This window comes from Phyllobacterium sophorae (genome assembly GCF_003010965.1).
In the GTDB taxonomy this organism is placed as follows: domain Bacteria; phylum Pseudomonadota; class Alphaproteobacteria; order Rhizobiales; family Rhizobiaceae; genus Phyllobacterium; species Phyllobacterium sophorae.
On sequence record NZ_PGGM01000004.1, the window covers coordinates 83,309 to 104,086 of the forward strand.

General features: G+C 56.4%; 20 protein-coding genes. 9 read left to right on the plus strand and 11 right to left on the minus strand.

The features are described from left to right. Positions 1 to 5: 5 nt before the first annotated feature. From ychF to CU103_RS11260, 3 genes are read left to right on the plus strand one after another with little or no spacing between them, the layout of a single operon-like run. Entirely contained in the window at positions 6 to 1,109 is a 1,104-nt protein-coding gene (gene ychF, locus CU103_RS11250; RefSeq protein WP_106664027.1) for a redox-regulated ATPase YchF, read from the plus strand. A 14-nt stretch (positions 1,110 to 1,123) separates the two neighbouring features. Then, positions 1,124 to 1,594, plus strand: coding sequence for a MaoC family dehydratase (locus CU103_RS11255; RefSeq protein WP_106664028.1), 471 nt, complete (start codon positions 1,124 to 1,126; stop codon positions 1,592 to 1,594). Continuing rightward, positions 1,591 to 2,061 carry a MaoC family dehydratase gene (locus CU103_RS11260; RefSeq protein WP_106664029.1) on the plus strand — a complete coding sequence of 157 codons (471 nt, stop codon included), beginning with the start codon at positions 1,591 to 1,593 and terminating at the stop codon, positions 2,059 to 2,061. Before CU103_RS11255 ends, CU103_RS11260 begins: the two co-directional genes overlap by 4 nt. A gap of 1 nt (position 2,062) precedes the next feature. Here CU103_RS11260 and CU103_RS11265 read toward each other — a convergent pair whose 3' ends face one another. The 6 genes from CU103_RS11265 to CU103_RS11290 form a co-directional block, all read right to left on the minus strand. Then, complete coding sequence (locus tag CU103_RS11265; protein ID WP_106664030.1) at positions 2,063 to 2,608, minus strand: adenine phosphoribosyltransferase; 546 nt, start codon at positions 2,606 to 2,608, stop codon at positions 2,063 to 2,065. A gap of 107 nt (positions 2,609 to 2,715) precedes the next feature. Beyond that, the gene (locus CU103_RS11270) at positions 2,716 to 3,579 is read right to left on the minus strand and encodes a cytochrome c1 (RefSeq protein WP_106664031.1); all 864 of its coding nucleotides are present in this window, start codon (positions 3,577 to 3,579) and stop codon (positions 2,716 to 2,718) included. Positions 3,580 to 3,608: 29 nt separating this feature from the next. Further along, positions 3,609 to 4,907 carry a cytochrome b gene (locus tag CU103_RS11275; protein WP_106664032.1) on the minus strand — a complete coding sequence of 433 codons (1,299 nt, stop codon included), beginning with the start codon at positions 4,905 to 4,907 and terminating at the stop codon, positions 3,609 to 3,611. Between the two features lie 21 nt (positions 4,908 to 4,928). Continuing rightward, the gene (petA, locus tag CU103_RS11280) at positions 4,929 to 5,492 is read right to left on the minus strand and encodes a ubiquinol-cytochrome c reductase iron-sulfur subunit (RefSeq protein WP_106664033.1); all 564 of its coding nucleotides are present in this window, start codon (positions 5,490 to 5,492) and stop codon (positions 4,929 to 4,931) included. A gap of 188 nt (positions 5,493 to 5,680) precedes the next feature. Beyond that, positions 5,681 to 7,531 (minus strand): ABC transporter ATP-binding protein, encoded by a 1,851-nt coding sequence (locus CU103_RS11285; RefSeq protein WP_106664034.1) that lies wholly within the window; start codon positions 7,529 to 7,531, stop codon positions 5,681 to 5,683. A gap of 146 nt (positions 7,532 to 7,677) precedes the next feature. Continuing rightward, complete coding sequence (locus CU103_RS11290) at positions 7,678 to 9,525, minus strand: ABC transporter ATP-binding protein (RefSeq protein ID WP_106664035.1); 1,848 nt, start codon at positions 9,523 to 9,525, stop codon at positions 7,678 to 7,680. A 345-nt stretch (positions 9,526 to 9,870) separates the two neighbouring features. Here CU103_RS11290 and CU103_RS11295 point away from each other — a divergent pair, with 345 nt between their 5' ends. Then, entirely contained in the window at positions 9,871 to 10,341 is a 471-nt protein-coding gene (locus CU103_RS11295) for a tRNA (cytidine(34)-2'-O)-methyltransferase (protein WP_245448734.1), read from the plus strand. A gap of 56 nt (positions 10,342 to 10,397) precedes the next feature. On the opposite strand, the gene CU103_RS11300 is transcribed toward CU103_RS11295, so the two are convergent. Beyond that, positions 10,398 to 11,501, minus strand: a complete 1,104-nt coding sequence (locus CU103_RS11300; protein WP_106664037.1) for an ABC transporter substrate-binding protein — start codon at positions 11,499 to 11,501, stop codon at positions 10,398 to 10,400. Between the two features lie 220 nt (positions 11,502 to 11,721). After that, positions 11,722 to 11,994 carry a hypothetical protein gene (locus CU103_RS11305; RefSeq protein ID WP_106664038.1) on the minus strand — a complete coding sequence of 91 codons (273 nt, stop codon included), beginning with the start codon at positions 11,992 to 11,994 and terminating at the stop codon, positions 11,722 to 11,724. Between the two features lie 155 nt (positions 11,995 to 12,149). On the opposite strand from CU103_RS11305, the gene hemF reads away from it, so the two are divergent. Both hemF and CU103_RS11315 read left to right on the plus strand, forming a co-directional pair. Continuing rightward, on the plus strand, positions 12,150 to 13,064 hold the full coding sequence (gene hemF / locus CU103_RS11310) for an oxygen-dependent coproporphyrinogen oxidase (protein ID WP_106664039.1): 915 nt from the start codon (positions 12,150 to 12,152) through the stop codon (positions 13,062 to 13,064). A 126-nt stretch (positions 13,065 to 13,190) separates the two neighbouring features. Next, positions 13,191 to 13,373, plus strand: coding sequence for a DUF1059 domain-containing protein (locus tag CU103_RS11315; RefSeq protein ID WP_106664040.1), 183 nt, complete (start codon positions 13,191 to 13,193; stop codon positions 13,371 to 13,373). 15 nt (positions 13,374 to 13,388) lie between these two features. Here CU103_RS11315 and CU103_RS11320 read toward each other — a convergent pair whose 3' ends face one another. Genes CU103_RS11320 through CU103_RS11330 form a run of 3 tightly spaced genes read right to left on the minus strand, consistent with a single transcriptional unit; the run spans position 13,389 to position 15,900 of the window. Then, positions 13,389 to 14,657 carry a CCA tRNA nucleotidyltransferase gene (locus CU103_RS11320; RefSeq protein WP_106664041.1) on the minus strand — a complete coding sequence of 423 codons (1,269 nt, stop codon included), beginning with the start codon at positions 14,655 to 14,657 and terminating at the stop codon, positions 13,389 to 13,391. After that, the gene (locus CU103_RS11325) at positions 14,654 to 15,295 is read right to left on the minus strand and encodes a CoA pyrophosphatase (protein WP_106664042.1); all 642 of its coding nucleotides are present in this window, start codon (positions 15,293 to 15,295) and stop codon (positions 14,654 to 14,656) included. The genes CU103_RS11320 and CU103_RS11325 overlap by 4 nt, the downstream gene beginning before the upstream one ends. Next, entirely contained in the window at positions 15,292 to 15,900 is a 609-nt protein-coding gene (locus CU103_RS11330; protein ID WP_106664043.1) for a DUF1285 domain-containing protein, read from the minus strand. The genes CU103_RS11325 and CU103_RS11330 overlap by 4 nt, the downstream gene beginning before the upstream one ends. 123 nt (positions 15,901 to 16,023) lie before the next feature. Between CU103_RS11330 and CU103_RS11335 the strand changes: the two genes are divergently transcribed. Genes CU103_RS11335 through CU103_RS11345 form a run of 3 tightly spaced genes read left to right on the plus strand, consistent with a single transcriptional unit; the run spans position 16,024 to position 20,773 of the window. Beyond that, complete coding sequence (locus tag CU103_RS11335; RefSeq protein WP_106664044.1) at positions 16,024 to 17,031, plus strand: AAA family ATPase; 1,008 nt, start codon at positions 16,024 to 16,026, stop codon at positions 17,029 to 17,031. After that, complete coding sequence (locus CU103_RS11340) at positions 17,031 to 17,945, plus strand: DUF58 domain-containing protein (protein ID WP_106664045.1); 915 nt, start codon at positions 17,031 to 17,033, stop codon at positions 17,943 to 17,945. The genes CU103_RS11335 and CU103_RS11340 overlap by 1 nt, the downstream gene beginning before the upstream one ends. Continuing rightward, positions 17,942 to 20,773, plus strand: a complete 2,832-nt coding sequence (locus CU103_RS11345) for a DUF4159 domain-containing protein (RefSeq protein WP_106664046.1) — start codon at positions 17,942 to 17,944, stop codon at positions 20,771 to 20,773. Before CU103_RS11340 ends, CU103_RS11345 begins: the two co-directional genes overlap by 4 nt. Positions 20,774 to 20,778: the final 5 nt, after the last annotated feature.

Consider the following 20,778-nt stretch of genomic DNA (forward strand, 5'->3'; position numbering starts at 1 on the left):
ACATTATGGGTTTCAAATGCGGCATCGTTGGCTTGCCAAATGTTGGTAAATCGACGCTTTTTAACGCCCTGACCAGAACCGCCGCCGCCCAAGCTGCGAACTATCCGTTCTGCACGATCGAGCCGAATACGGGCGAAGTCGCCGTGCCCGATCCGCGCCTGCAGGCGATCGCAAAGATCGGCAAGTCTGCCAACATCGTTCCTACCCGCATCAGCTTCGTCGATATCGCCGGCCTGGTACGCGGCGCCTCGAAGGGCGAAGGCCTCGGCAATCAGTTCCTCGCAAATATCCGCGAAGTCGACGCGATCGTACATGTCCTGCGCTGCTTCGAGGACGATGATATCACCCACGTGGAAGGTCGAATTGATCCTGTGTCGGATGCCGAGACAGTCGAAACCGAATTGATGCTATCTGACCTCGAAAGCCTCGAACGCCGCATCGTCCAGTTCCGCAAGCGCGCCAGCAGCAAGGACAAGGAAGCGCTGACCGTGCTGCCCGTCATGGAACAGGCACTTGGGCTGCTTCAGGACGGGCAGCCAGTCCGGTTCATGCTGAACGGCATTGCCGCCGAAGACCTTGCCATCCTGCAATCGCTTAATCTTCTGACATCCAAGCCAGTGCTCTATGTCTGTAATGTCGCGGAGGGCGATGCAGCGACCGGCAATCAATATACCGAAGCAGTGGACGAAATGGCGACTGGCCAGGGCGCTGAAACCGTAACGATATCAGCTGCGATCGAAGCGGAAGTAGCTCAACTGCCGGATGAGGAAGCCAAGGAATATCTGGAGGCGATGAATCTTGATGAGCCGGGTCTCGACCGGTTGATCCGCGCCGGCTACAAGCTGTTGCACCTGATCACCTATTTCACTGTTGGACCGAAGGAAGCACGCGCATGGACTGTCGAGCGTGGATCCAAAGCACCGCAGGCTGCCGGGGTCATCCACACGGATTTCGAGCGCGGATTCATTCGCGCGCAAACGATCGCCTACCATGATTATGTCAACCTCGGCGGCGAAGTGGCCGCAAAGGAAGCTGGCAAGGCGCGCGATGAAGGCAAGGAGTATATCGTCCAGGATGGCGACATCATGCTGTTCAGGTTCAATACATAGGGTCTCGGCACGATATGAGCGAGCATTCCCCCAAATATGCCTATGAGGATTTCATCGTCGGCAGCGAATGGCCGCTGGGTTCCAAAATCGTAACGGCAGAGGAAATCATTGATTTCGCCAGCCAGTTCGACCCGCAGCCGTTCCATCTCGATGAGGCCGCTGGTAAGGCGAGCATTCTCGGTGGGCTTGCTGCATCCGGCTGGCACACGGCTTCGATGTTCATGCGCATGCTGTGCGACGCATATCTGTTGGATTCTACATCGCAAGGCGCACCGGGGATCGACTACGTCAAATGGAAGCAGCCGGTTCTAGCTGGTGATACGCTGACCGGAAAGACGACCGTTCTCGACCGGCGCCTGTCAAAGTCGAAGCCGTCGCTCGGGTTCGTCAAGCTGTACCATGCAGTCTTCAATCAGAACGATATACTCGTCTGCGAACTGGAGCACACCGCCATGTTTTCACTGCGGGAGCCGATCGCATCATGAGTCGTGAGATCGACAAATTCATCGGCGTTGAGCGGGATCTCGGTACATACACATTCTCGGCCGAGGAGATCGTCGCCTTCGCCAAGAAATATGATCCACAGCGCTTTCACGTCGACGCTGATGCGGCAAAAAACCGCAACTTTGGGTCCCTCTGCGCCTCGGGCTGGCACACCACAGCTGTCTGGATGCGTTTGAATGTCGAAGACATGAAGACCCAGGTTCAATCAGCAATTCAGCGCGGCGAGCAACCGCCGCAATTTGGCCCATCCCCAGGATTCGAAAACCTCAAATGGCTGAAGCCGGTTTACGCCGGCGACACAATCCGATTCACTCGAACATTGAATGCTATGCGAGCGCTCCAGTCGCGCCCTGGCTGGTGGATGATGCAGATGTCCTCCGCAGCCTATAATCAGAAGGGCGACAAGGTTCTGGAATTCGACAGTGCTGCGCTGATTGCCCTGCCATAAGTCAATGGCCCTCGAAAGCGATCAGCGTACGCACATTCACGCCAAGTGCTTCAAGCTTCTTGCGACCGCCCAGGTCCGGTAGATCAATGATGAAGCAGGCGCTGACAATATCGGCGCCCATCTGCTGCAGAAGCTTCACAGCGCCCTCAGCAGTCCCGCCCGTCGCGATGAGATCATCGACCAGAATAACCTTGTCTCCAGGTACGATTGCGTCCCGGTGCATCTCCATCTCATCCACGCCATATTCAAGACTGTAGGCGATGCTAACCGTATCGTGCGGGAGCTTCCCCTTCTTGCGTATGGGAACGAACCCCGACGAGAGCTGGTGGGCCATTGCTCCACCAATAATGAAACCCCGGGCCTCGATGCCGGCCACCTTGTCCACTTTGCCGCCGGCGTAGGGATGCACAAGTTCATCTACCGCGCGGCGAAAGGCGCGCGCATTGCCGAGCAGCGTTGTGATATCTCGGAACATCACCCCGGGCTTGGGATAATCGGGTATGTTGCGGATGGCATCGACCAGCGTTTGCTTCAATGTGGAATCCATCTGATCGCTCCTTCGTGCCAATGACAGGTTCTCGCTATCTAGCGTTCCTGTCTTTCAAAAGAAAAGGGCGCCGAGCGCCCCTTCCAAATTCCGAGTTTGATCAGAGCTCAATGCTCAACGTCAGCCCAGATCCGGCGCTTGGCCACGTAAACCAATCCCGCAAACAGAACGAGGAAGATCATGACGCGGAAACCGGTCTTCTTGCGTTCTTCCAGATGAGGCTCGGCCGCCCACATCAAAAACGCCGAGATATCCTGGGAATATTGGGCCAGCGTCTGGGGAGAACCATCATCATAGGTCACCTGGCCGTCCTGCAAAGGCTGAGCCATGGCAAGCGACTTGGCGGCAATGAAGTATGGGTTGTAGTGCGTACCTTCGGGTATCTGCATACCCTCCGGCGGCGTTTCGCCGAAACCGGTCAGCAGCGCATGGATATAATCCGGACCACCTTCCTGGTACTGAGTGAAGATGTCGGCGAGGAAAAGTGGGAAGCCACGCTCGACTGCGCGCGCCTTGGCGATGAGTGAAAAGTCTGGCGGAACAGCACCGCCATTGGCTGCTGCGGCGGCCTGCGCATTAGGATAGGGCGACGGAAAATGGTCGGCCGGGATGGCTTTGCGATTGACGATTTCGCCATCCGCATTGGGCGCATCCGGCACTTCATATTCCGCGGCAAATGCCTTTACCTGTGCTTCGGTGTAACCAAGCTCTTCGAGAGAACGGAATGGCACCAAATTCATCGAATGACAGGCGGAGCACACTTCCTTGTAGATCTTCAGACCGCGCTGCAGTTGCTGCTTGTCGTAGTGACCGAATGGACCGGCGAAGGTCCAGTCCAGTTCGGCTGGCTTCTTGATCGGAAAATGCGTCGGTTCAGCCGCATTGTGAGCTTCTTCGGCGGCGTAAGCACCACTGAAAGCCAACATTGTACCAAGACCGGCAGCTGCGAGACCGAGGAGGATTTTTTTCATGGGGAAGTCCTTTGAGCCCTTCACGATTCTCAGCCTTTGGTTTCCGGAGCAGCGGCAATACCTGCCGGCTGACCACCGCTCTTGTTTTTCGCAAGCACCGCCTCGGTGATCGAATTCGGCAATCGACGTGGTGTCTCGATCAGACCGAGCAACGGCATGAGGACGACGAAGAACCCGAAGTAATATGCCGTCCCTACCTGCGAGAAGAGCGTGTAGAGGCCTTCGGCCGGACGCGATCCGAGCCAGCCAAGCATGATGGCGTTGGCTACGAATACCCAGAAGAACAGCTTGTACCACGGGCGGTAAACCGCTGATCGGACCTTTGATGTATCGAGCCAGGGCACGATGAACAGGATAGCGATCGAACCGAACATGATCAGGACGCCGCCGAGCTTGGAGTTGATCGGCCCGATGTTGAAGGTGATGGCGCGCAGCATGGCGTAGAACGGCAGGAAGTACCATTCTGGAACGATGTGCGCTGGAGTCTTCAAAGAATCAGCCTGAATGTAGTTGTCCGGATGCCCCATGTAGTTCGGTAGATAGAATACGAAATAGGCGAAGAGGATGAAGAACAGCACCAGTCCAAACGCATCCTTCACGGTCGCATAAGGGGTGAAAGCGACTGTATCGGTCTTCGATTTCACTTCGATACCTGTCGGATTGGTCTGGCCGGTCACGTGCAATGCCCAGACGTGCAGAACAACGACGCCTGCGATCATGAAGGGCAGCAGGTAATGAAGCGAGAAGAAACGGTTGAGCGTCGGATTATCCACGGCAAAGCCACCAAGCAGCAGTTGCTGGATCGGATCTCCAATGATCGGAAATGCCGTGAAGAAACCAGTAATAACGGTGGCGCCCCAGAAGGACATCTGCCCCCATGGCAAAACATAGCCCATGAAGGCGGTCGCCATCATCAGGAGCAGGATGATCACACCGAGAATCCAGAGCAGTTCGCGGGGCGCCTTGTACGAACCGTAATAAAGGCCGCGGAAGATATGCACATAAACGGCGAGGAAGAACATCGAAGCGCCGTTGGAATGCAGATAGCGCAGCAGCCATCCGGAGTTCACGTCGCGCATGATCTTTTCAACGGATGTAAATGCAAGGCCCGTATCGGCAGCATAATGCATCGCCAGGACGACACCGGTGAGGATCTGCGAAACCAGCATAAGTGCCAGAATGCCACCGAATGCATAGGCATAGTTCAGATTGCGCGGAACTGGATACGCAACGAATGAATCGTACATCAGACGTGGCAACGGCAGCCGCGCGTCAATCCACTTTTCGATACCAGTGTTCGGCGTATAGGATGAATGTCCACCGCTCATGTCGTGTCTCCCCGTGGAACCTTAGCCGATCTTGATGACGGTATCGGAAATGAATGAAAGTGGCGGGATAGGCAGATTCTCGGGCGCTGGCCCTTTGCGAACGCGACCGGCCGTATCGTAGTGCGAACCATGACAAGGGCAGAACCAGCCACCAAAATCACCCTGCTGACCAAGGGGGATACAGCCAAGATGGGTGCAGACACCCACCATCACCAACCAGTTTTCCTTGTCCTTGGAAGCGGTACGATCAGCATCTGTGGCCTGGGCATCCGTTGGCAGATTGGCATTGCGCGCAATCGGATCTTTCAGCTGGCTCAGCTCGACAGCCTTGGCTTCCTCGACTTCCTTGGGCGTGCGATTGCGAATGAAAATCGGCTTGCCGCGCCACTTGACCGTCAGGGACATACCCGGCTGAACAGCCGAAACATCAACTTCGATAGACGAGACTGCCAGCGTAGATGCGTCCGGTCTCATTTGATCAATGAAGGGCCAAGCAAAGGCACCTGCACCGACCACACCGGCCATACCTGTCGCAATATAGAGGAAGTCACGCCGTGTCGGCTCGGTCGTATCGTGTGCGCTCACGGGGCCTGTTCCTTTCCGAATAACAACGCAGCGGGAGAATCCACTATGTCAGCATAATAGAAGACAGGCCCAAGAAAATGAGCCCCGTGGAATCCCCAGCATATTGCGTGGTTTCTAAGCATGTCCCTTCGGCTTGTCCAGCCTGACAGGGCCACAAGGGCAGGATGTCGCAGGGATAGGCAGCCGTATCACTCATGACCAATAAATCCACCGGATTGCCGCGCCCAAAGACCCGCATAGATGCCATTGGCAGCAATAAGCTGATCATGCGTCCCGCTTTCGACAATCCGGCCCTGATCCATTACTACCAGCCGGTCGAGTGCCGCAATGGTCGATAGGCGGTGTGCAATGGCGATGACTGTCTTGCCGTGCATCAGACGGTAGAGGCTATCCTGAATTGCGGCCTCCACTTCCGAATCGAGCGCCGATGTCGCTTCGTCCAGAATCAGGATCGGCGCATCCTTCAGCATCACTCGAGCGATGGCGATGCGCTGACGCTGGCCACCGGAAAGCTTGACGCCGCGTTCACCGACATGCGCGTCAAAGCCTGTTCGTCCTTTTGGATCACTCAGAGCATCAATGAACGCATCGGCCTGCGCATTGACGACGGCCTGCCGCATCATTTCGTCCGAGGCGTCCGGTCGCCCATAGAGTATGTTGTCCCGCACCGAGCGATGCAGCAGTGACGTGTCCTGCGTTACCATACCGATATGAGCGCGGAGCGAATCCTGGGTGACGATTGAGATATCCTGGCCATCGACAAGGATACGGCCGCCTTCGAGATCGTAGAACCTGAGCAGAAGATTAACGAGCGTTGACTTGCCGGCACCCGAACGCCCCACAAGGCCGATCTTCTCGCCAGGACGGATATTCAGAGAAAGATCCTCGATAACGTTCCTGGAACTGTCATAGTGAAAACGCACGCTCTCAAACCTGATTGCCCCATGCGTGACGACAAGTTCTGAAGCATCGGGGCTGTCTACGACGCTAACGGGCTTTGCCAAGAGCTCCATGGAATTCTGGATCGTACCGAAGTTTCGCAGAAGCCCGTTCAGATTGGCCATCATGCGAGTCAAAAGCATGCTCAGACGCAGGACAAGGCCGAGCGTAAAGGCCACCTCACCCGAGGAAATTTCCCCGGCCAGCCAAAGATCAATGGAAAGAGATGCAACGGCACAGATCATCACACCGCTCGTTGCAGCGAGCGAAATCCGAATGCCGCTCAAACCGCGCGTCAGCGCCATGATCGCAGCGAGCCAGCGGTCCATCCCCCGCCGCATGTAGGCATCGTCGCGCTGCGTCGTGCCGAACAGCTTCAGCGTCTGGATATTGCTGTAGCCATCGACGAGGCGCCCCATGACGAGAGAACTCGTTTCGGCAGTTTCCCTCGCGGCCCGGCGCACCCGCGGCAGGAAGTAGCGTGCGGTGAATCCAAAGACGACCAGCCATAGTCCAACGACCGAAGCCAGGCGCCAGTCAAGTCTGCCAATTAGAAACAGCGTTGTCGCACAGTAGACCAGACTGAACCATACAGCCTGCAGCAGCGTAACCATGAAATCGCCAAGCGCCTGACCAGCCGCCCAGACCTTGGTCACTATGCGACCCGAAAAATCATTCTGGAAGAACGAAAGGCTCTGGCGGTAGACAACACTGTGCGCCTGCCAGCGCACGAGATTGTTGAAGCCCGGTACAATGGCCTGCTCCTCGACGAGCGCAGCAAGCGAAAGAACAAGCGTCCGCCCGATAAATACCGCCAGAAGCATGAGGAGAAGCGCGACACCATGCCCGTCGATCAGACCCTGCCAGCCTTGCGCACGATCAGCTGATGACAGAATGTCGATCACTTTTCCGACAAACCAGAACAGACCAGCCTCGAAGAGCGCGATCAGGCCGCCGCAGACAAGCATGGCGAGAAATACGTATTTTTCCTGCCTGACGTAAAACCACATGAAAGCCAGTGACTGGTTTGGCACTCGATCGGCCGGCGGGTTTGCGTAAGGATCGATCCAGCTCTCGAACAGGCGGAAAAGACGTGTCATTCAACCCACATCAATGTTGGAATCTCCTGTGGCTTTGATGAAGTATGCACCGCTGTGAAACGCATCGACGGCCAGCGAAACACCTTTGAGCGAGTCCCGCTGGCCGTCAAATTAAACTTGAGTAAGTTTGCAGTATTGAACTCTGATTACTCGGCTGCTTCCTGATCGTCGAGACCAAGGAAGCCCCCCGACTGCCGTGCCCACAGCCCGGCGTAGATGCCATTAGCAGCAATAAGCTCCTCGTGACTGCCACTTTCGACAATCCTGCCCTTGTCCATAACCACCAGCCGGTCGAGCGCCGCAATGGTCGACAGGCGATGTGCGATCGCAATCACGGTTTTCCCCTGCATGAGCCGATAGAGGTTGTCCTGGATCGCTGCTTCCACTTCGGAGTCGAGCGCGGAGGTTGCTTCGTCCATGATCAGGATCGGTGCATCTTTCAGCATGACCCGCGCTATGGCGATACGCTGGCGCTGACCACCGGAAAGTTTGACACCTCGTTCACCGACATGGGCATCGAAACCACGCCTGCCCTTCGGATCGGTCGCCGCTTCGATAAATCCGTCGGCCCGAGCATTCCTTACGGCCTGATACATCAGTTCGTCGGATGCATCGGGCCGGCCATAGAGAATATTATCCCGGATCGAACGATGCAGCAGCGAGGTGTCCTGTGTGATCATACCGATGTGTTCTCGCAGGGAGTCCTGTTTGACCTGCGAAATATCCTGGCCATCGATACGTATATGTCCGCTTTCGAGGTCGTAGAACCGCAACAACAGGTTGACCAGTGTCGATTTGCCGGCGCCCGATTTGCCCACGAGCCCAATCTTTTCGCCGGGGCGAATGTCCAGCGACAGGCGGTCAATGACACCTGCGCCCTTGCCGTAATGAAAGCCGATCGCATCGAAAGTGATGGCGCCAGCGCTCACGATCAGTTCTGGAGCATCGGGAACGTCCGTCACAAGACGGGGCAGTGAGATCGAGGTTATGCCGTCCTCAACTGTGCCGATATTCTCGAACAACGCCGACATTTCCCACATAATCCATTGCGACATACCATTGAGACGAAGCACCAGCCCAATTCCGACAGCCACCGCACCAACGGAGATCGCCGAGCCGAGCCACAACCAGATGGCAATGCCGCTAACCGAGAACAGCAACAGGCAGTTTATCGCATAGAGGCCCACATGGAATGCTGTCACCATACGCATCTGGGTATAGGCGGTACTCAAGAAATCCTGCATGCCCTCGCGGGCATAGCCTTCCTCGCGCTTGGAATGGGAAAAGAGTTTGACGGTGGCGATATTGGTATAGCTGTCGACAATCCGCCCAGTCATTGTCGATCGCGCATCCGCCTGCTTTTTGGAGACCACCTGTAGTTTTGGGATGAAATACCACATCAGGCTGAGATAGGCCGCCAGCCATACCAGAAAGGGCATCATGAGCCGCCAATCAGCCGCGGCGGCAATGATCAGGGTTCCGCTGAAATAGACGATAACGTAGTTGAGAACGTCGAGCAGCTTCATCACCGTCTCGCGCACCGCGAGAGACGTCTGCATCAATTTGGTGGAAATGCGGCCCGCAAATTCATCCTGAAAAAAAGTCATCGACTGGCGAACAAGATAGCGATGCACCATCCAGCGGATACGCATCGGATAATTGCCGAGCAAAGTCTGATGGATGACCAGCGAATCGACGAGAACGACCCCCGGCATCACGACAAGTACGACACCCGCAATCAATGCGAGCTTCCACCCTTCATCAGCAAGAAATGTTTCGCGTGAGTGGTTCGAGAGCCAATCGACAATACCGCCCAGGAACCCGTACATCGACACTTCGAGAACAGCGATGAGAGATGTGCAGACAGCCATAACAGCAATCCACGGCCAGACACCCTTGGTATAGTGCAGGCAAAAGGCCACCAAGCTCTTGGGTGGCTCGCCAGGCTCAGCAGACGGGAATGGCTCAAGCCTCTCTTCAAACCAGCGAAACATCATCGAACCTCATGTGGGGCATATCGTGATCATGGTTGCAGACCGCAAAATCGGCTTGCTGAAGTTTGGTCAAGACGAACATGGAACAGAACCTGCAAACGTGAGAACAAACGATTGCGGCTTGTGTCAGGAGGAGAGAAACTATGCGAGAATAATAGACACAGAACCACCAACGGCACCGGAGACCATCCGGTTTGGAAGAAGTCGGGAATATTCTGGCATCGACACCTCCAAAGTTAGCGTTGCGGTACGTCCCCTATACCTATTATGAACGCAAAAGGCGAGACCCCAATCTCATACGTTCAACCTTCCGCAGCGAAGGTGTTGCGAACGGAGCACGCGATATTGACCGAAGCACCACCTGACTTGCGCATTGCGCTCTACCAGCCCGATATTCCCGGCAATACAGGCACTATACTGCGCATGGCTGCATGTTTTGGTATCGCGGTGGACATCATTGAGCCTGCAGGATTCGACCTTTCGGACCGCTCATTGAAGCGGGCCGGGATGGACTATCTCGAACAGGCCGCTCTCACGCGCCATGCCGACTGGACCCATTTCCAGCAATGGAGGCTGACTGAAAAACGCCGTCTGCTCCTGTTTTCGACGAAAGCGGCCGAGCCCTACACGCAATTCAGATTTCATCCCGGAGACATTCTGCTGCTAGGTCGCGAATCGGCGGGCGTGCCGGATGAGGTGCATCAGACTGCGGATGCAAGGCTGATCATCCCGATGGTCCCAGGCGCGCGTTCCCTGAATATCGCCCTTTCGGCGGCCATTGCTGCTGGAGAAGCGCTCCGGCAGTTCCAACTCTGAAAAGCAAGTCCGCCGGGCATTTCTGACCGGCGGACTTCTCCATGTATGGCTGCGTTTTAGTCGATCTGAACAGCCTTGCCGCCTTCCCACTTGTAGAAGACGAAGGCCGGTGTGGTCAGGTCACCTGTGCTCGAATAGGTCAGGTCACCCACGACCGTTGGCAGCGCCTCACCCGACTTGATCTTTGCCGCAACTTCCGTTGGTTCAGCGGAACCGGCCTTTTCGATGCCGCCTGCGATCACCTGCAACGCTGCATAAGCGTTGAGTGTGAAAGCTTCCGCCGGGATATTCTTGGCTTGAAGTGCTTCTACGACTTTCGAAGCCGCAGGATTTTTTGTCGGATCTGCACTATTGGTAAACAGCGTACCTGCAGCAGCCTCTCCGCCGATTGCCCAGTACTCGGTATTTGACAGACCATCAGGGCCAATCAGCTGCGCCTTGATACCTTGGTCGTTCAACTGGCGGGCAATCAGACCGCCTTCAGCGTGATAACCACCAAAATAGATCACGTCGGCTTTTTCAGACTTCAGACGCGTAACAAGCGCGCTGTAGTCTTTTTCACCGGCATTGATGCCTTCGAAGACAACTTCGGTGACACCGCCCTTGTTAAGCACGGCCTTGAGGCCGTTACCGATGCCGGTACCGTAAGGGGTCTTGTCATAGACAATGGCAATACGCTTGTCCTTGAAATTGTCGAGAATGTACTTGCCCGCAACGTCCGCTTGCTGATCGTCACGTCCGCATGTGCGGAACACGGTTTCAAGGCCGCGCGTCGTCAGGTCCGGGGTGGTCGCGGTTGGCGTGACCATCACGATGCCGTTTTCAGCCAGAACATCCGAAACCGGCATGGCGACGCCCGACGTCACCGGACCGACCACGAACTTGATACCTTCGCCAACGACCTGGTTGGCCACCGATACGCCCTGCTTGGGCTCGCCCGCATCGTCAAAAATCTTCGTTACGATTTTTTCGCCCTTGATGCCGCCTGCGGCATTGATGGCTTCCGCAGCACTTTCGACGCCGTTCTTTACCTGCAAGCCATACGCTGCGACCGGTCCGGTGACAGGTGCGATAATGCCAACCACGATGTCGGCCTTGGCAAACGACGTCATCGCCATAACAGCGGCAAACGCCACGCCAGATATCAACGATAAGCGCATAGTATCCTCCTTGATTTTTCTTGTGCGTCCGGACGATTCTCCGGTGCTGGCAGAGTTCTACTGGCTTTGCAAAAGGCTGTCAGCAACGATTGCTTGAAATTCCGCTTTAACGATAGAAAATCTCATAGATTTTTAAAAAGGACGACGATTTCTCATCAAACTGATCAATTTTCTGAAGAAGATCATCAATTTTATTGTTGAATCTCTGATTTTTCAAATTTCAGTCTGCGTTCGGCAATCGGCGCATCGTAAACTCGATGATGTCCCCCGGGCGTTCATACCAACTTTCTATTTCAGTCCAGTAGGCGGCCTTCGGGTACTGCTCGAACCATTCACGCGCCTTCTCCCGCGCCGCGAGGCGTGGCAGTCTGAAACTCTCGCGAACGAAAGCACCACGCTGCTGGCTGGTGCCGTCGCGGCTCTCCTGCAATCTCTTGCGCAAGCCATCAAGTGGCGGCTTGGGAAATTGCGATCGGGGTGCTTTGGAGACCATCTCGTATCCCTCACTGAACCCTACACCAATAGAGATTAGGGAGTGTTCGGACGGAAAACGAGTCATTTTTTGTGCATTCAGTATTTGAGTAAACTTCCCTTCCTTTTGGCTTTCGGTTGGTGTGATACTGTCCGCTACAAAAAGGATTCTTTGCCATGGACCGTCCAGATATTCCCGCCATTCTCCCAGAAGCGCTTGAAGACAAGAAAAACACGGCTACTGCTTGGTTTGCGGAACTGCGCGACAAGATTTGCGCGGCCTTTGAACAGCTGGAAGATGAACTGGATGGACCGTTCTCCGACCGTACGCCCGGACGCTTCAAGCAGACACCCTGGCAACGTGACGAGGGAAAGGGCGGTGGTGGCATCATGTCCGTCATGCATGGCCGTGTATTCGAGAAGGTCGGGGTGCATATTTCGACCGTGCACGGCGAGTTCAGCCAGGAATTCCGCAAGCAGATACCTGGCGCCGACGAGGATCCCCGGTTCTGGGCTTCAGGCATTTCGCTCATCGCGCACCCGCAAAGTCCGTTTGTGCCGGCGGTGCACATGAACACGCGCATGGTCGTGACGACACGGCAGTGGTTTGGCGGTGGTGCGGACCTGACACCTGTACTTGAACGCAAGCGCACCCAGGAAGACCCTGACACGATGGCGTTTCATAAGGCGATGAAGTTCGTGTGCGACAAGCATTCTGCGGTAGCCAGCTATGATAAATTCAAGAGCTGGTGCGACGAATACTTTTATCTTCCCCATCGCAAGGAGCCCCGCGGTACGGGCGGCATCTTCTACGATTGGTTGCACTCCTCCGAAGAGGCTGGGGGCTGGGATGCCGATTTCAACTTTACACGCGATGTTGGACGGGCTTTTTCCGTTGTCTATCCCTACCTCGTACGACAAAACTTCAATAAGGATTGGACCGATACCGATCGGCAGGAGCAACTCGTTCGCCGGGGCCGCTATGTCGAGTTCAACCTGCTCTACGATCGCGGCACGATCTTCGGTTTGAAGACCGGCGGCAATGTCGAATCCATTCTTTCGTCCATGCCGCCAACCGTTAAGTGGCCCTAGTCGGATATTTTTGGGATCAATCTTCGACGTCATGCGTTATGATCCGTGTTGGCGCGGCGAAATCGCGCCCGATGAATCGAGCGCGTCAGGCACACGTTTTGCGGGCTCACAACAGGAAGAGAAGCCATGAAAGAACTTCATTGCATTGTTCCCGGTTGCCAGTGGCACACACGTCACGACACCGAAGCTGAGATTATCCGCCGCGCCACAGAGCATCTTCGCGAGACTCACGGCGAAACCGTCATTCGCGAGCACATGCTCGATACGATCAAGGCGAACATTCAGCCTGAAAAGGGCCGCGCCGCCTGATCTGAGCCAGGAACCTTAAGCCTTCCCCGTATAATCGGGAATCTTTGCAAGCAATGCGTCGCGGCCGAGACTGAATCCGGACTCGATCCATTCATTCTCCAGTGCTCGTTGTACTTTGCCGATCTCTGGACCTTTGTCGAAGCCGGCGGCAACGAGATCGCCGCCGGATAATGGGAATTTCGGCTTTTCATAGCGTTCAAGAAATTCCAGCAGTTTTGATAGATGCCCGGCGCGCATCATTGCTGCGTTATCCTCCAAAGCGCCTGCACGCGCGGAAGCCAAAGCGAGACGCAGCTGATCGCTCATGCCTTGCCTATCACTGCGATAGAGTTTCTTCGCAAATCCAGATTGAGAAATCTCCGGTTGCGGCGGCATCGTATTGGCCCAGTTTTCAAGCCGCTCACGCTCGCTGTTGGAGAGTTTCAGCCGCAATGCCAGTTCGGTCGTGCGTTCGGCATTTGGCGGGATAATGCTCGCCAGCCGCAGCATGGGATCGATGTCCCAATCAAGATCCCGCTCTGTCTTCACCAGACCGTGGATCGAGTCGATCCCCCACTTTTCGCTTTCCGGCAGAACCGCGGTAAGCACACCCGCCTGCCGCATCCACAGGAGTGCACGCGAGGGATCCGGTGCCGCCAGCAGTTTTTTCAGCTCAGACCAGATTCGTTCAGCCGAAAGTCTGGCCAGACCATCCTTCAGCCGGGCGCATGCCTTCAGGCCCTCGCTTTCGGGTCTGCCCTTTCCATACCAGGCGAAAAACCGGAAAAACCTCAAGATGCGCAGATAGTCTTCCCGGATTCGCTGCTCCGGATCGCCGATAAAGCGCAACGTCCCGTTTTCGATGTCGGCAATTCCACCCACAAGGTCAATGACCGTGCCGTCAGCCTCGACATAAAGCGCATTGATGGTGAAATCACGCCGTTCCGCATCCACCTGCCAATCGCGGCCAAATGCCACTTCTGCATGCCGGCCATCGGTCTCGACGTCGGCGCGCAAAGTTGTGACTTCATAGGGGCGCCCTTGGGCGATAACCGTAATCGTTCCATGACCGATGCCAGTCGGAACAACCTTGAAGCCAGCCTCTTTCGCACGCCGCAACGTCTCTTCCGGAAGGCAGGTGGTTGCGATGTCCAGATCGCTAACGGGCTGGCCGAGTAACGTATTGCGCACTGCGCCACCGACAACGCGTGCCCCCTCGCCTCCGGCAGACAGAACCCCGAGCAGTTTCTGCAAGGATTTGTCCCTGATCCAGGGGGCCGTGTTCGCGATCGAGATTGTGCTCACGAATAGAGCCTTTCATAAAGCGTGCGGATAATCCCGGCGGTAACGCCCCAGATGAAGCGATCGCCAAATGGCATTGTGTAGTAGAAGCGTTCCTTGTCCTGCCATATCCGGCTTTCGCGACGATGGTTAGCCGGATTCATCAGAAATGACAGCGGCACCTCGAATACGTCTGCAACCTCATCCGGGTTCGGCGTCAATTCAAATGGCGGATGCACAAGACCAAGCACCGGCGTGATCGAATAGCCGGTCGTCGTCAGGTAGCGCGGCAGACGACCGATAAGTTCCACATGCCGGCCTTCAAGCCCGATTTCCTCATGAGTCTCGCGCAGCGCTGCTTTCTCCGGCTCGTAGTCGTCCTCTGGATCGATCGCACCGCCCGGAAAAGCCACCTGGCCGGAGTGCTTGCGCATGTTGGCGGTGCGTAAGGTAAGGATCACACTCGCCTCGTCGCCACGATCAACAATCGGTACCAGCACAGCCGCATCACGCAATGGATTTGCCGCGATCACGGCATCGAGCCCGGGATTGAGCAGATGGTCACCGTGGTCCTCATCCAATGTTTCATTGCCCTTGAGTGCCACGCGCTGCGCGAAAGCCCTGGCAGAAAAGCCCTCTTCCAGTATTTTTGACTGGCTCATAGGCTTTGCTTTTCCAGATCGACCGCGGGCATGATCGGAAAAACCTTGCCTTTCGATCGGACGGCAAACATGACTTCGCCGTCGATAGTAACATCCTCTCCGTGACCGACCAGTTCATACATCACCGGGCGAGCAAGAAGAGCTTCAAGGCGCCCTCTGACGAGAAGGTACGGTTTCAGACCGCCATTGGTCTCGTCGACGACAAAACGCAGTGGGTTTTCCGCGCTTGCCTCGACGATATCACCCACATTGGTCCGGAACGTCATGGTCTGATCATCCCCTTTGCCGGATACATTTACTTCGACGGCAAGAAAATGCGCATCCTCGACCCGAATGCCCACCTTCTCCACGGGCGTTACGAGATAGGTCTTATCGTCGGCATCCTTGCGCAGAACGGTCGAGAACAGGCGTACCAGAGGCTGTCGTCCGATCGGCGTTCCCATATAAAACCAGGTCCCATCCGCCTTGATCTCCATGTCGAGATCGCCGCAAAAATCCGGGTTCCATTTGTCGACCGGCGGCAGGCCCTTGCCCGATGCCGCGGCGCGGGAAATCAACGCTTCAAGTCCCGCAGCATCGCGCAAAGTGCTTTCTCCCTCGGCCATAGCCCGACCTTTTTTCTGTATACGTCACGAAATAGTCACCGTTGGACCGCTTGTCAGCATGTCATAGTGATTTAGAGTCATTTAAGACAGACTCTGATCAGATACCAGCGGTGAGGTGAATCCATGACCATGATTAAACCTGAGGTACCGTCCGACCCCAAGGCCATGATCGCCGAGGCAGAGAAAGCGCTGGCCGATATTGCGAAGATAAGACAAGGCATAGGCACGGTCATCTTCGGTCAGGAAAGTGTCATCGAACGAACACTCGTGGCACTTCTGGCAGGTGGGCATGCTCTTTTGGTCGGCGTCCCGGGCCTGGCAAAGACAAAGCTGGTGGAAACGCTGGGAACGGTGCTTGGCCTTGACGATCGCCGCATTCAGTTTACTCCCGACCTCATGCCATCAGATATTCTCGGTTCTGAGATCATGGAGCAGGACGATAACGGCAAACGTTATTTCCGTTATGTCAAAGGTCCGGTTTTCGCTCAATTGCTCATGGCCGACGAAATAAACCGCGCATCACCACGCACACAATCGGCGCTGCTGCAGGCCATGCAGGAGTACCATGTGACGATCGCAGGCGAGCGCCATGATTTGCCGCAGCCTTTCCATGTGCTGGCAACGCAGAACCCGCTCGAGCAAGAAGGCACTTACCCGCTGCCGGAAGCGCAACTTGACCGGTTCCTGATGCAGATCGATATTCTCTATCCGGAAATCGAAGCGGAGCGACGCGTCCTTCTTGAAACGACCGGTACATCCGAGGCCGTGGCGGAAAGAACGATTGATGCGGAACGCCTCCGCGAGATGCAACAGCTTATCCGGCGTATGCCGGTACCTGAAGGCGTCGTCGATGCCATTCTCAAGCTTGTCCGCTCTGCCCGTCCGGGCGCCGATAATGAGATTGCGAAGAAATTCATCTCTTGGGGTCCCGGTCCACGGGCCAGCCAGGCATTGATGCTCTGCGCCCGCGCCCGTGCCCTCTATGATGGGCGCCTGGCCCCATCGGTCGACGATGTCAAAGCGCTTGCCGAGCCGGTATTGCAGCATCGTATGGCGCTTACTTTTGCCGCGCGAGCCGACGGAATGAACGTACGTGACGTCATCGGCAACATCACCAAGGTTGCTCTCTGATGCCAGCAATCGGCACGCAAGTTCAGCGGACCGAGACGGGCGACGCCCTTGCGCGAGCCCGCCAGCGTGCCGCCTTGCTGCCTGATCTTCTGGTCGAAGCGCGCCGCATCCTCAATACCGTCAATACCGGCTGGCATGGTCGCCGCAAGAGGGGAGTCGGCGAAAGTTTCTGGCAGTTTCGACCCTACACAGAGGGTGAAGCAGTATCGCGCATCGACTGGCGCCGGTCGGCCCGCGATGACCGTACCTACATCCGCGACCAGGAATGGGAAGCGGCCCACACCGTCTGGCTATGGGCTGATCCCTCTCCTTCAATGCTCTACAAATCAGAACAGGCACATGTGTCGAAAGAGTCGCGTGCGCTCGTCATGGTTCTTGCATTGGCAGAACTTCTGTCGCGTAGCGGAGAGCGCATCGGCTTTCCCGATATAACAGATCCATCCTCTGTCCGAAACGGCGCGGAACGCCTGGCAACCTTGCTCTCCCACGCAACAAGCCTGCCCGCCAAACCTGACCTCAGCAAAGTACGCCGGTTTTCCGACGTGGTGCTTGTCAGTGATTTTCTTGAGCCGGTCGAAGAGACGCTGGGCATTTTGCAGAAACTGGCTCACGATGGTGCGCGCGCTCATCTGATCGAAGTTTACGACCCGGCTGAGGAAGATTTCCCCTATAAGCGACGGACGGAATTCGTTGATCCGGAGACCGGGGCGTCACTGACCTTCGGCCGCGCCCAGGACTACGCGGAAGACTATCGGCGTCTGTTCTACGCGCGCCGTGAAACGTTGAGTTCCTTCTGCAAGCGGATTGGCTGGAGTTACACCATCAACCGTACCGATCACCTTGCTTCCGAAGCGCTCGTAACAGTGCATATGAACATGACCGCCAGCATAGGCTATCAGGGAGGAGGCTCATGAATGCCCTTCCGCTGGCCTTCGGCGCTCCCGCCATTCTTGCAGCTCTGGTTGTCCTTCCTGTTATCTGGTGGTTGCTGCGGATAACCCCACCACGGCCGGTCAGGGAAGTGTTTCCTCCACTTAGGATCCTGGCGCAACTCCTGAAGAAGGAAGAGACTCCGAACAAGAGCCCCTGGTGGCTGACCCTTCTGCGGCTGCTGCTTGCCGCGCTTGTCATTCTCGCTTTGTCGGAGCCCGTCTGGAACCCGCGCCCCGAAACATTGACGGGCAAGGAACCCGTTGCGATCGTTCTCGACAACGGTTGGTCTTCAAATGAGGAATGGGATGCGCGCAAGGAAACCGCTGAGCGATTGATTGGCGATGCGGAGCAATCCGGGGCGCTGATCTACATTCTCGGGACTGCTGAGAGAGCAAATACGGATATTGGTCCGTTTAATGCCAGCACGGCGTTGGAACGGGTGCGCGCATTGGCCGTCCGGCCAATCCCGGTTGATCGCGCCGGTGCATTCGCTCGGCTGAGAACAACACTCGAAAACGTATCTGGCACGCGCGTTGCGTACCTCAACGATGGTATCGATACGCCTCAGGCGGCCGAAGCGTTGAAATCACTCGAAGACGCAGGAATAGCATCCTTGATCTGGTATCAACCTTCGATAACCTCGCTCGCAGGTATTCGCCAGGCCGAGAACAACGCCAACGGCTTGACCGTGCATGCGGTACGTCCAAGCAATGAGCGCGGACAGGGCGCTGTGACGATTGGCGCATTTGATGAAAAAGGGCGGCGCATCGCCGAAACCGGTCTGATCTTTTCTGCTGGCGAGGCTACTGGCCAGGCCGTCATCAACGCCCCATACGAGCTGCGTAATGATTTCCACACCTTGCGCATCGACGGTACTGCTCAGGCCGGTGCGACCTATCTGATCGATGACAACAACAAGCGCAGGCGTGTGGCCTTGCTGTCCGGGTCGGAAGCCGATCTGTCACAACCCCTTCTTTCGCCGCTCTACTATATATCGCGCGCCCTTGAACCTTTCGCCGACCTCCTGCGACCGCGCAATGCAGAGCTCGTGCGGGCTGTGCCGGAACTTCTTGAGCAGAAACCATCGGTTGTCATTATGGCGGATATCGGCAAGTTGCCGCCTGAAACCGAACAGGTCCTGTCCGACTGGGTAAACAATGGTGGCACTCTGATCCGGTTCGCTGGGCCACGTCTGGCGGGTGGCAGCGAAGAAGATCCTTTGTTGCCTGTAATCCTGCGCAAGGGCGAACGGTCCTTGGGCGGCGCCCTATCGTGGAAGGAATCACAGCCGGTAGCCGCCTTCCCGGAGAACGGTCCCTTCGCCGGCCTACCGACACCGCAGGACGTTACCGTGACGCGGCAGGTGCTGGCAGAGCCGTCTTCAGACCTCTACGACAAAAGCTGGGCCAATCTCGCCGACGGTACTCCGCTCGTGACTGGCGAGACTCGCAAACGCGGACAGTTGGTCCTCTTCCATGTCACGCCTGAGGCCACCTGGTCGAACCTGCCAATCAGCGGCAGTTTTGTCGATATGCTGCATCGCATCGTTACGCTCTCTCGCAATGCCGGGCCCATCGCAGGTTCAAACGGCGCCGATGTTTCGCGCGCACTTCCGCCCTATCTTACTCTGAATGCAGAAGGTTCGCTCACACCTCCAGGCGGCGACACGCGACCTCTCATAGCCAGAGCTGGTCAAAACCCACAGGTGAGTTTCGACAATCCACCCGGCTTTTACGGCGTAGAGGACGCGATGTCGGCACTCAACCTCTTCAAGCCCGACGACGAGATCAAACCGTTGGCGAGACCTGATTTGACAATTCCGGTGACGACAGCGCGTTACGCGGTTGATGAATCCGTACAGCTGCGGGCGCCCCTGTTCGCACTGGCTGCATCAATGTTGGCACTCGATGCGATCGCGATCCTTTGGCTCGGTGGCCACCTGCGCAGGCGTTTCCGCACCACAGCCGCTGCGTCTTTGGCAGTCTTGCTGCTCCCTGCCGTTATCGCATTTGGACCATCCCCCGCGCATGCCCAGCAAAATGACAGCAAACCCGGAGATCAAACCATCCTCGAGGCGATCAATGTCACCCACCTCGCCTATGTGATTACGGGCGACAGCGCGATCGATGATATCAGCAAGGCAGGCTTGTCAGGCCTGTCAAAGGCACTCTCCGAAAGCACGGCGCTAGAGCCGGGAGAGCCAATCGGCGTCAATCCCGCAACGGATGAACTTGCATTCTTTCCGCTCATTTACTGGCCGGTCGATTCCTCCGCGAGGATGCCTTCGCCCGAGGCCATTGCCAAAATCGATGCCTATATGCAGCAGGGCGGGACAGTTCTCTTCGACACGCGGGACCAGGATGCGGCAGCGATCGGCTTTGAGAATGCGACGACACCGTCCAACCAGAGATTGCGCGAAATCCTAGCCGGGCTGAACATCCCGCCGCTCGAACCGGTGCCCAGCGATCATGTTCTGACCAAGTCTTTCTATATCCTGCAGGATTTTCCGGGTCGTTACCGCGGCAGCCCGCTGTGGGTGCAGGCCTCATTGTCAACAGAAGCTCGCGCCGACCGGCCCGTTCGCGCGGGCGATGGTGTCACCCCGATCATGATCACGGGCAATGATTTCGCCGGAGCCTGGGCGATCGATGCCAATGGCTCACCATTATTGCCGACCGTACCCAATGATCCCATACAGCGCACCTATGCCTATCGTACTGGCATCAATATCGTGATGTACATGCTGACCGGAAATTACAAATCTGATCAAGTGCACGTGCCCGATCTCCTGGAACGGTTGGGGAACTGAGCGCC

Coding starts and splice junctions, on each gene's coding strand:
- CU103_RS11260 (WP_106664029.1), top strand. CDS start 1,591: ATGAGTCGTGAGATCGACAAATTCATCGGCGTTGAGCGGGATCTCGGT.
- CU103_RS11345 (WP_106664046.1), top strand. CDS start 17,942: ATGAATGCCCTTCCGCTGGCCTTCGGCGCTCCCGCCATTCTTGCAGCT.
- hemF (WP_106664039.1), top strand. CDS start 12,150: ATGGACCGTCCAGATATTCCCGCCATTCTCCCAGAAGCGCTTGAAGAC.
- CU103_RS11285 (WP_106664034.1), bottom strand. CDS start 7,531: ATGACACGTCTTTTCCGCCTGTTCGAGAGCTGGATCGATCCTTACGCA.
- CU103_RS11265 (WP_106664030.1), bottom strand. CDS start 2,608: ATGGATTCCACATTGAAGCAAACGCTGGTCGATGCCATCCGCAACATA.
- CU103_RS11270 (WP_106664031.1), bottom strand. CDS start 3,579: ATGAAAAAAATCCTCCTCGGTCTCGCAGCTGCCGGTCTTGGTACAATG.
- CU103_RS11325 (WP_106664042.1), bottom strand. CDS start 15,295: ATGAGCCAGTCAAAAATACTGGAAGAGGGCTTTTCTGCCAGGGCTTTC.
- CU103_RS11335 (WP_106664044.1), top strand. CDS start 16,024: ATGACCATGATTAAACCTGAGGTACCGTCCGACCCCAAGGCCATGATC.
- CU103_RS11340 (WP_106664045.1), top strand. CDS start 17,031: ATGCCAGCAATCGGCACGCAAGTTCAGCGGACCGAGACGGGCGACGCC.
- CU103_RS11305 (WP_106664038.1), bottom strand. CDS start 11,994: ATGGTCTCCAAAGCACCCCGATCGCAATTTCCCAAGCCGCCACTTGAT.
- CU103_RS11300 (WP_106664037.1), bottom strand. CDS start 11,501: ATGCGCTTATCGTTGATATCTGGCGTGGCGTTTGCCGCTGTTATGGCG.
- CU103_RS11330 (WP_106664043.1), bottom strand. CDS start 15,900: ATGGCCGAGGGAGAAAGCACTTTGCGCGATGCTGCGGGACTTGAAGCG.
- ychF (WP_106664027.1), top strand. CDS start 6: ATGGGTTTCAAATGCGGCATCGTTGGCTTGCCAAATGTTGGTAAATCG.
- CU103_RS11255 (WP_106664028.1), top strand. CDS start 1,124: ATGAGCGAGCATTCCCCCAAATATGCCTATGAGGATTTCATCGTCGGC.
- CU103_RS11315 (WP_106664040.1), top strand. CDS start 13,191: ATGAAAGAACTTCATTGCATTGTTCCCGGTTGCCAGTGGCACACACGT.
- CU103_RS11290 (WP_106664035.1), bottom strand. CDS start 9,525: ATGTTTCGCTGGTTTGAAGAGAGGCTTGAGCCATTCCCGTCTGCTGAG.
- CU103_RS11275 (WP_106664032.1), bottom strand. CDS start 4,907: ATGAGCGGTGGACATTCATCCTATACGCCGAACACTGGTATCGAAAAG.